This window comes from Sporolactobacillus sp. THM19-2 (genome assembly GCF_004153195.1).
Classification (GTDB): domain Bacteria; phylum Bacillota; class Bacilli; order Bacillales; family Sporolactobacillaceae; genus Sporolactobacillus.
Genome location: NZ_SEMC01000037.1, coordinates 1 through 7,279 on the forward strand (window position 1 = coordinate 1; position 7,279 = coordinate 7,279).

Sequence of the window (7,279 nt, forward strand, 5' to 3'; positions counted from 1 at the left end):
AACTGGTAAAATTTGTTATTTGGCGTGGGATTTGTTTCATATACGCTTTTTTAAGTGCTTTTGGATAAAGGCCCTAAAAAATTTCCAATTTCTCGTTTTTAGGGACTTGACATATTACCACTAGGCTTATATAAGTCAAGCGATCACTTCTTCGTGACATTCCACAGATTTATCGCCCCGTTGAAGGAACTCAGCCCACTGACGGATTTTTGATGAACAGCATAATTTTTGAAATCACCAAGTTTTGCAATAGGTGCGTACATATAGAACTCTTTCTGCAATTGAGAGAATAAAGGACTTACTTCTTTCATATCACTTACTGATTGAATTTTCACAATCAGATCATCAATTTTAGGGTCATTAGTCCATCCAGGATATTCATTTTTTGAATATAAGAAATTGTAATTTACCGGAACGGCTTCATTCAGCCATCCCATCGTAAACATGTCCCATCCTTGCGGAACCGCTCTGCGCTTTAATAATGTTGGCCAGTCATAATTTTCAAGTTTTACGTTCATACCGATTTTCTTAAGTTGCTGCTGAATCGCTATGCTTGCATTGTAGAGATATTCATAGTCCCGTGTTGTAATAATCGTTATTTTCTGCCCTTTATAACCTGATTCTGCTAACAGTTGTTTGGCCTTGTTTACATCTTCGCTATTATACACATCTTCGCCCTGGTTATTATTCCACAACGGCTGATTTCCCGTGGCCAGCATTGGTTCAAGCTCAAAGAATTTAGGATTAACAAAGGCACTTGTTAATACATCTTTCTTCTTTAAGGCGTACTGTACAGCCTGTCTCATTTTTTGATCAGCAAAAACACCCTGCTTTTTATTGAACGCGATACCTAACAAACCGAAATCATACATGTAGCTTTTCAAATTTGAATTATTTTTAAGCGTTGCATAGTTGTCGTAAGGAATTCCGGTCGCCAAATCGTACTGCCCGCTTTCAAGACCAGAAACTCGTGTTGAAGGATCTTTGACAAAATTGATGTTAATTTTTTCTACCTTAGCTTCATGTCTGCCCGAAAGGCCACTTGAGGTATCCCCGATAGGTTTATAAGCTGTAAATTTTTCTAAATTTAAATATTGCTGGGGATCGGCTTTAACAACCTTGAACGGCCCTGTTCCAATATATTTTTTAACGCCTGTCTGGGTTGCACTATCAATTATTTCTTTGGGCATTATCGCGGAATACTGAAGCGGATTCGCCAATGTCATTAGTACGGTCGAATCTGGTTTTGCCAAATTTAATAATACTATGTATTTACCCTGTGCTGTAAATGTTGCATTCTTCAGCCTTCCTTGCGCAAGAGGAGACAGTTTTTCCCATCTTTCCATTGAAGCGACAACATCTGCAGAGGTCATTTCTTTTCCATTGTGGAATTTAACTCCTTTTCTTAATTCAAAAGTGACCGTTTTTCCATCCTCACTAAATTTCCATGATTCTGCCAGCTGTGGTTTTGGATTGTTTTCAGCATCTAAAGCAACTAACGTTTCAAAAACCGGTCTAGTTATTTCCATGACCGCTGCAGATGTAGTCATATGTGGATCAATGCTTGGAGGCACAACGTCATAGGCAACATTCAGAGTTTTGGAATTTGAATTCGAGTTTGTTGAATTATTCGATCCACACCCTACCAAAGAAAGAATCAATGTCAGGATGATCAAACATGTGCTGATGAGTTTTAATCTCATTTTTGTTTTCATCTAATTGCCCACCTTTTGATTTTTAATGTCCATCTTTTTCAAACTCTGTATTTCGCCTGCCTGGCACTTAGTATGTCATCTCATTGCTCCTTGAAATCAAACAGATGCCCGCAGACTACCCCCTTTTTAACCATTGTGATTGTATAAGTGAGAGACATGTCCGGCTTCATTAAAATCACCTTTACCCCCTAACGATCAACAAATTAATTGTTGGTTAAGTGTTTTTCTTATAATGATGTGAATAGTGTAACTTATAAAAAAAATCAAAGATTGTAAAAAAGGAAACAATATAAATGGCCGAAATATCAATTTTGAAAAGAATACCCTGATTAGGGAGATTTATAGAGGGGGATAAGCACGCACGTTGATCCTTTTTGAGAAGGGTTAATCATTACGTCCATTTTGTTAAATCTTTTTTTAAAAGCAGTGCAAATATTAATACTGCTAAAATTAGATACTTGACTCTATCTTGAAAAAATAATATCATTCACAATATATAAATTTGACAATATATTTTTATTTTTCCATATATTATTGAAGGGATTGATATAATCAATGTTTAACAGCTATTTCCCGGCACAACCAGAAATTAGTAAAATAACAGATAATTATGTGGAAATGAATTCAGCAAAAGGAAAGCAAACGCGAGATATTGCCACATTTTACCAGTTTAGAGTCAATAAGGAATCGATAAAGTTGATTTCCATTATCCCTGATGGGTGTTTTGACATTTTAATTTGTTGCAGTGCCTCACATCCCTGTGCGGTTCTGTGGACAAGCCCTTTTTGCCGCCAAAAACAACTACATTTTATAGAAAATTGCACCTATTTCGGTGTGCGTTTTTATCCTGAGCAGGGATTATTAAGATTAAAATTGCCGATGGACGAACTCTTAGGACAGCAGGTTCCCCTATTTGATGTAATGAATATTGGGGATTCGTTAGTTGAGGAGATTGGAACAGCACATTCATTTAACGAAAGGATAATAATATTTAAGCGTTATCTAGAAAGTGTCAGAGAAGATTTAGCATTGGAGCAAAAAATAATGAGATACTCAATAGATAAAATATACTCATCAAGCGGGAAGGTAAGCATCAACGATATATCTCGTGATATTGGATATACGCCGCAATACATCAGAAAAAATTTTAAAAGATATATTGGCTTTCCCCCGAAAAAATTTTGCGAGATTCTAAAATTTCAAAATATTATATCTAAAATTACAATTATAAATCGTCGATCTTTAATGCTCGATGTAACCTTTGAAAATGAATATTACGATCAATCTCACTTTATCCGAGAATTCAAAAAAATGGCCGACTTGACCCCAACCCAATATTTAGCCTATCTAGGCACAATTTGATAATTTCATTAATCAATTAATAATTAAACTGATTATAAATTTATCGGTAAAAAATTTTAATCAGACTGTACCAAGGCTCAAAACTGCATAAAATTGAAGAGAGGCATACGATATACGATGATACTAAAAACAAATCTGGCTGATCATATATATACATTTGATTCTGTAAGGGAAGTGCTCGCAAAAGCCAATGAAGTTAAATCCGGAGATCAATTAGCCGGGTTGGCAGCAAGGAATGATCAGGAACGTGTCGCCGCCAAAATTGTGCTTGCTCGACTAACCTTGAATGACATCTATAATAACCCTGCCATCCCTTATGATAAGGACGAAGTAACCCGTGTTATTATTGACGGGATTAATCAAAGAATCTTTAATAGTATTAAAAACTGGACAGTTCAGGAATTGCGTGAATGGCTTCTAAATGATACTACAAGCGACATTGATATTAAACGTATTTCCAGAGGCTTAACTTCTGAAATGATCGCAGCAGTTTGTAAATTGATGACAAACATGGATTTAATTCTCGCAGCAAAAAAGATTCATATTGAAAAAACCGCGAATACAACGATTGGACGCCCTGGAACCTTTTCATCCAGACTTCAGCCTAATCATCCCACTGATAATATAAACGGAATCATGGCATCTGTTATGGAAGGGCTAAGCATGGGAATTGGCGATGCCGTAATTGGATTGAATCCGGTCAATGACTCGATAGAAAATATCATGCGGGTATTAGATAAATTTGAGGAATTCCGCTCAAAATGGAATATTCCGACACAAACGACAGTCCTTGCACATATCACTACTCAAATGGCTGCCATTCGAAATGGGGCTCCGACGGGATTGGTCTTTCAATCCATAGCAGGTTCTGAAAAAGCAAATACGACATTCGGCATCAATAAAGATATGGTGTCTGAAGCCCGTCAACTGTCCTTAGATAATGGACAGGCATGGGGACCTAATGTTATGTATTTTGAAACAGGGCAAGGCTCGGAATTGTCCGCAGATGCAAATTTCAATGTGGATCAGGTTACTATGGAAGCCAGATGCTATGGTTTTGCAAGATATTTTGACCCGTATATTGTCAATACTGTCGTTGGCTTTATTGGTCCAGAATATCTATACGACGCAAAACAGGTGATTCGAGCAGGATTAGAGGATCATTTCATGGGTAAACTGACAGGGGTCTGCATGGGATGCGACGTTTGCTATACGAATCACATGAAGGCTGATCAAAATGATATTGAAAATCTCACTGTATTATTAGCTGCGGCAGGATGTAATTATATTATGGGTATCCCTCATGCAGATGATGTGATGCTTAACTATCAATCAACCGGATTTCAAGAAACAGTAACTATTCGAGAATTGTTCGGGCTTCATCCAATTAAAGAATTCGAAAATTGGATGGAGAAGATTGGTATCGTAGAAAATGGACATCTCACTGAACGTGCTGGTGATGCATCAATATTTTTAAATTAATCATATTGATTTATCTTCTCAGTTTTATAACAATACACGGAATGATTGCAGGAGGAAGTATGATGAAGGAAATTAGCAGTAATATAAAGCAATCAAATGATGATGGCTCCTCATTAGATGACATTTCAAAAATAGATATCCGAAGACAATTGCTTGTTCCACACCCGCATAACCGTCAGGGGTACTTAAAAATGAAATCATTTACTCCAGCACGCTTAGGATTATGGCGTTGTGGACCTAGGTACATGACACAATCTGTACTCAGGTTTCGTGCGGATCATGCAGCTGCTCAAGATGCTGTCTTCTCTTGTGTTGATCACAAATTGATTGAAGAAATGAATTTTATAGATACAAAAACATTATGTCACTCTAAAGATGAATATTTGACCCGTCCCGATCTAGGGCGAAAACTATCTGAAAAAAGTGTAGAGAAGATCAAGAAATGTATTGATCAGTATCCTAAAATACAAATCGTCGTTGGTGACGGATTAAGTTCAGCTGCCATTGACGCAAATATTAGGGAAATACTCCCTTCCATTCGACAGGGACTTAATTTTTATCAACTCAATTATGAGAAAGTTATCTTTGTAAAATATTGTCGTGTCGGCGTAATGGATCACATCGGTGAAATGACTAATGCCGATGTTGTCTGCATGCTTATTGGGGAGCGGCCAGGACTGGCCACTGCTCATTCTATGAGTGCATATATCGCTTATAGGCCTACCATAGGTATGCCCGAAGCTAGAAGAACTGTTGTTTCAAATATTCATTCAGAAGGAATTCCGGCCGTTGAAGCAGGTGCTTCCATTGCAGAACTGTTGCATAAAATGCTTGTTTTTAAAAAATCGGGACTCGATTTAAAAGAAGATGAAAAATTATAAAAAATGTATCCAATCTACGGAAGCCGGGCCTATACCACCTGCAGTCAGCCTTTAAATATACCCTTAAAGGTACTCTGAAACCTTCAGTATCAAACTGAGATCAAGCCCGAAAATCCTCTGTAAATTGAAACTTAATGCAATCACCTAACCTAGTGCATCGTAGCCAAGATTTTGAAATTAATTGTAATACTTTTCCTTTTTTGATATTATCTATTCAAAAAAGGTGAAATGATGCGTCCCATAAAATACATTGTTGCTTTAACTGACAACGAAAGGGCCCGGCTTAAGAACATCTTGAAAGACAAAATGACCAATCAAACCATCAAGAAACGCAATCAGATTTTACTGGATGCCGACACCAATCACGGAGAAACACACCAGCGCAAAGAGATTGCGAGGTATAATCGTATTGCCCCCTCAACCGTGGCCAACGTGATCCGGCTTTTTGTGAACAACAGCTTGGATGAAGCCCTTACCTTTAAACGCGGTGAGGGCTCGAATCACTCGTACCAAAAGATCGACGGTGAAGCGGAAGCAAAAATAATTAAGCTGGCTTGTCGGCCGGCGCCCGAAGGCTATTCGCACGGGTCATTACGGCTATTGGAACAGGAGTGCAAAGTGATCCTGGATGTCTCCGCGAAAAAAGACGCGATCGGTCGGATGTTAAGAAAAACGAACTTAAGCCTCACCGCGATGACTACTGGGCCATCCCCAAAATACAAGACGCCGAATTCGTAGCTCATATGAAAGATGTGCTGGACATCTATTCGCGCCCGTACGATCCACAAAAGCCGTTAATCTGTCTGAACGAAAAGCCCTGCATGATGCATGCTGATAAAGTTCAGCCCCTGCCGATCCGAAACAAAAGTCCCCGCAAAACCGACTATGAATATGAACGCAGGGGTTCCTGTTCGATCTTCGGGATCATTGAGCTTCTGACCGGTAAGCAATATGTTGACATCAGGCCTACCCGGACGGCAATAGACTTTGCCGAAGGGGTGCATCACTTAGTCGACGATTGGTATCCGCAAGCCGAGAAGATCGTCCTGGTCATGGACAATCTGAACACACATCGCATTGGCTCGTTGTATAAGAAGTATCCGCTGGCAGAAGCCAAACGGATTCTGGATAAGCTGGACATTCACTACACTCCGAAACATGGCAGCTGGTTGAATATCGCAGAGATCGGGTTGAATCTCTTTTCGAAACAATGCTTAAACCGCAGGATACCGACCATCGAAGAGCTGGATCGGGAGCTAAATGCCTGGTGCGAAGATCGTAATCATCAGTCGATTGCAGTCAAGTGGCCATTCACCACAGCCGATGCCCGTACCAAGTTAGGCTCGCTATACCCTGAACTTACGGTAGTAAATTAAAGCAAATATGGTGGCTACGATGCACCAGGACCACAAATGATCGTTTAAACAAAAACGACCGACAGCATCAACATGCTCGGTCGATTTTTTATGCACATTCAGATGATCCACAAATATGTGACCTCAAATTAACCGTATGCCTATGTTGACCCCCCTGGTTCCAACGACAGGGTATTTGATGTCGAATCATGTCGAATCCTGCTTTTTCGTAAAATCTCAATGCCCTTTTAGGCATTTCGGCCGTGTTCATCAAATGGTCACATTTTGTACACTAGTGCATCGTAGCTACCATATTTGTTTTAATTTTCTACCGTGAGTTTAGGGTACAGCGAGTGTAATTTGGTACGGGCATCGGCTGTGGTGAATTGCCACTTGACTGCAATCGACTGATGATTGCGATCATCGCACCAGGCATTTAGCTCCCGATCCAGTTCTTCGATGGTCGGTATCCTGCGATTTAAGC

Annotated in this window: 6 protein-coding genes; 5 read left to right on the forward strand and 1 reads right to left on the reverse strand. The window is 39.3% G+C overall.

From position 1 onward, the window contains the following. Positions 1-143: 143 nt before the first annotated feature. Positions 144-1,715, reverse strand: coding sequence for an ABC transporter substrate-binding protein (locus tag EWH91_RS14155; RefSeq protein WP_129930886.1), 1,572 nt, complete (start codon positions 1,713-1,715; stop codon positions 144-146). Positions 1,716-2,270: 555 nt separating this feature from the next. On the opposite strand from EWH91_RS14155, the gene EWH91_RS14160 reads away from it, so the two are divergent. The 5 genes from EWH91_RS14160 (at position 2,271) to EWH91_RS14175 (ending at position 6,816) form a co-directional block, all read left to right on the forward strand. Continuing rightward, complete coding sequence (locus EWH91_RS14160) at positions 2,271-3,077, forward strand: helix-turn-helix domain-containing protein (RefSeq protein WP_129930888.1); 807 nt, start codon at positions 2,271-2,273, stop codon at positions 3,075-3,077. Positions 3,078-3,194: 117 nt separating this feature from the next. After that, positions 3,195-4,559 (forward strand): ethanolamine ammonia-lyase subunit EutB, encoded by a 1,365-nt coding sequence (locus EWH91_RS14165; protein WP_129930890.1) that lies wholly within the window; start codon positions 3,195-3,197, stop codon positions 4,557-4,559. A gap of 62 nt (positions 4,560-4,621) precedes the next feature. Beyond that, positions 4,622-5,440, forward strand: a complete 819-nt coding sequence (gene eutC / locus EWH91_RS14170; RefSeq protein ID WP_206184352.1) for an ethanolamine ammonia-lyase subunit EutC — start codon at positions 4,622-4,624, stop codon at positions 5,438-5,440. A gap of 231 nt (positions 5,441-5,671) precedes the next feature. Next, positions 5,672-6,178, forward strand: coding sequence for a helix-turn-helix domain-containing protein (locus EWH91_RS14830; protein ID WP_240697385.1), 507 nt, complete (start codon positions 5,672-5,674; stop codon positions 6,176-6,178). Further along, complete coding sequence (locus tag EWH91_RS14175; protein WP_240697386.1) at positions 6,157-6,816, forward strand: IS630 family transposase; 660 nt, start codon at positions 6,157-6,159, stop codon at positions 6,814-6,816. Before EWH91_RS14830 ends, EWH91_RS14175 begins: the two co-directional genes overlap by 22 nt. Positions 6,817-7,279: the final 463 nt, after the last annotated feature.